The organism is Thomasclavelia sp. (assembly GCF_017889095.1).
Taxonomy (GTDB): Bacteria; Bacillota_I; Bacilli_A; order Erysipelotrichales; family Coprobacillaceae; genus Thomasclavelia.
Genome location: NZ_JAGHEW010000321.1, coordinates 1 through 3,217 on the forward strand (window position 1 = coordinate 1; position 3,217 = coordinate 3,217).

Annotated in this window: 3 protein-coding genes; all 3 read right to left on the minus strand. The window is 28.8% G+C overall.

From position 1 onward, the window contains the following. A partial coding sequence (locus tag J7M77_RS13935; protein ID WP_296879627.1) for an ABC transporter permease occupies nt 1-2,201 on the minus strand: 2,201 nt, incomplete at its 3' end. Further along, nucleotides 2,188-2,883 (minus strand): ABC transporter ATP-binding protein, encoded by a 696-nt coding sequence (locus J7M77_RS13940; protein ID WP_296879629.1) that lies wholly within the window; start codon nt 2,881-2,883, stop codon nt 2,188-2,190. The genes J7M77_RS13940 and J7M77_RS13935, both read right to left, overlap by 14 nt. A gap of 84 nt (nt 2,884-2,967) precedes the next feature. Further along, nucleotides 2,968-3,217 (minus strand): sensor histidine kinase KdpD (locus tag J7M77_RS13945; RefSeq protein ID WP_296879631.1); only part of this gene is annotated, 250 nt, incomplete at its 5' end.

The window sequence follows — 3,217 nt, forward strand, 5'->3', positions numbered from 1 at the left end:
CCTTCTTTAATTAGTAATTTAATTACTTGTTTTCTCGTCATTCCAATTCCTTCCATGATTGCAAACGTCGTTATCCGATTTTGAATACTGTAGATCATTGTATTTAAATAATTCAATAATCCAACTAATAAAAGCAATAAAGAAATAACTGTTCCCATAACCATCATTTCACTTTGACTTTCTTCAACTAAAAGCATACTTTCAAGTCTTGAATCATAAACTAAATTAGTATTTTCAATTAATTTCAAGATTTGTTTTTCAGTTTCTTGATCATAAGTGTTTTGATATATAATTGCTAGGCTTTCTGTTTTATGGCTATTCGATAATTGATTTAAATATTCTTGACTAACAATAATATTCATTCCAATATTAGTCGATCCTCCATAGTAGGATTCATAACTGATTGCTTTGATTAAAACATCATAATTTTTGCCATTAAGCATAAAACTTACTGTTTGTCCTAAATAATCTTTCTCATTTATTGAAAAAATAGGATTTTGCATAATTACTACTTTTCCATCTTTAAAATCATTGAAATCAACTTTATTAGTTAGACTAGCATTCAAATAATTAAACTCTTCATCATCAATTGCTTTTAAGTTGCCATAATAGTTTTGTGGATTAGTTTGATAATCTTGCATCATTTTTTCATAAGTCAAATACGGCTGACTTGCAAGATAGTTGCTTAAATAATTATTGGTAATTTCTTGATTTGTAAAGGCAACTGTTAAAGTATCTACCTGATGAATTTTACTGATTCCATCAATATCTTTAATTTGATTTAATAAATCATCATTGAGTTCATCCTGGAAATTTTTGATTATCAAATCACTTTCAAAATAATTTGGTAAGACTGTTCGTTTCCCCTGGCTAGTAATCAATGTAGTTAAACAATAGTACACTGATAAACTAGCTGTCAGTGAAAGCAAAACTACAATAGTTTTTCGTTTATCTTTACTAAATTGTCTAGAAACAATTGATAAAAAGAAATGTTTTTTACTTGCCGATTTCTTTATCAATGAAGCATTTACCTTTTCATAACCAGCCGCTTCAATTAAACTAATCTTTTCAAGCATTTTAACTGGTTTATAACTAGCAGATGCGATTGCAAAAACAGTAAAAAATAATGTAATAATTAAAATTTGCGGATAAAACTTAATATCTAGATTAGCTGCTGAAATACCTAAAACCATCAGCATATCTTTTAATAATAGCCATAATACAACAACACTTACTGCTAATCCCGTTACAATCGCCAAAAATGCTAGGATCCCAATTTGAATTCTAATCAATTTTCCTAACTGTTTTTTTGTCATTCCCAGTGTTTGTAATAAACCATAATAACGAATTTGTTTAGAAATTGATAAATACAAAATATTATAAATCAATAAATAAGCACTAATAACAATGATCGTTGCCAACAAAATAATTCCTAGTAATACAATTAAAGAATTTTCAGCAAGACTAGTATTCATAAATACTTGGCGTTCATTTAAATCTAGAGTAGTTTGCATTTGATCTAAAAAATGATTGGTTAAAAAATCATGCTTATATTTAATATATAAGATCCCATCATTTTCCAGCTCATATCCTGTTTGTAAATAAAAATCTAATGAAACGAAAAATATTGGTTGACTACGATAATCATCATAGATACCGCTGATAACAAAATCTTTAGTAAAAATCCCTTGATTATTTTTATACGTTAGTGTTAAAACATCATTTACTGTCAAAGCTTCTTTTCCATATTTTTTTAAACCGCTTTTCGATACCATGATTTCATTATCTTTTTTAGGATAGTAGCCAACTAAACTTTTTCTCGCTAAAGCACTTTGCTTTTTAAAAAATATCTCATCTACATAGAATAAGCCAATTTCCTGATTGTAATTATCTTCATTACCTAATAAATAGCCCGCATAAGTTTGAATTCCAACTGACTCTACCTGCTTATTGGCAATTAGATAATCGTATTGTTCTTGACTATAACCGTTAATCAAGATGGAATCAAAATCTCCGCCTTCTATCCGAATATTTTGCAAACGCCATAAATCTAAATAAGTAATTCCAACTGTAAGAACTGAAAATAACATCAACGCAGATAAAGCAATGGTCATAAATAAAACTATAGTATTTTGACGATTATTTAATAATGATTTTAAAGCTAATGTTCTAATAATTTTTCGGTTATTATTTGCAAGCATGCTCATCACTTCCATTAATAATTTTACCATCTTCAATTTGAATGATACGCATCGCCATTTGCGCAATATCTAAATCATGAGTAATGACAATTAATGTCTGTTGATATTGAATTGCAAGATTTTTAAGCAGTAACATTACTTCATGACTGGTCACCGAATCTAAATTTCCAGTTGGCTCATCAGCAAGGATGATTGCCGGTTTCATTGCTAGTGCTCTGGCAATGGCAACTCTTTGTTGCTGTCCCCCTGATAACATATTAGGTAAAGCTTCTTTTTTATCGGCAATTTTTAATGCCTCTAACAATTGTTCAATATATTCATCATCAATATATGCTCCATCTAGCTGTAATGGGAAAATAATATTTTCATAAACATTTAAATCAGGAATTAAATTATATTGTTGAAAGATAAATCCTACTTTGCGTCGACGAAAAATTGCAAGCTGATCGACGTTCATCTTACTCAAATCATCACCATCAACAATAACCTGTCCACTGCTTGGAGTATCTAATCCACCTAATAAGTGTAATAAAGTACTTTTCCCCGAACCAGATTTACCGATAATAGCTACAAATTCTTTTTTCAAAACTGAAAAATTCACTCCGTCTAAGGCTTTAATGACATGTTTAGGCATTTGATAATACTTTTTTAAATCATTTGTTTTTATTATCCATTCTTTCATTTTGATTCTCCTTTCAAGTATTATCATAATCACTAAAAATCACAAACTGCTTACAAAATAGAAAAATCACAAAACTGTGATTTTCTAATTCAATAAATAAATTATAAACGTACTTCCCTTTTCAACTTCGGATTCAACTTCAATATAGCCCCCTTGTTTACTAATTATTTCCCGACTTAAAAATAACCCAATTCCAATTCCTTTTTTATCATGAACCTCCGGTTCACGATAAAAACGAGAAAAAATCAATCCTTGTCTAGCTAAAGCTATTCCTTTTCCTTGATCATGAATACTTATTTTAGTAAATATTTCTTGCTGCTCTACTTTAATTTTA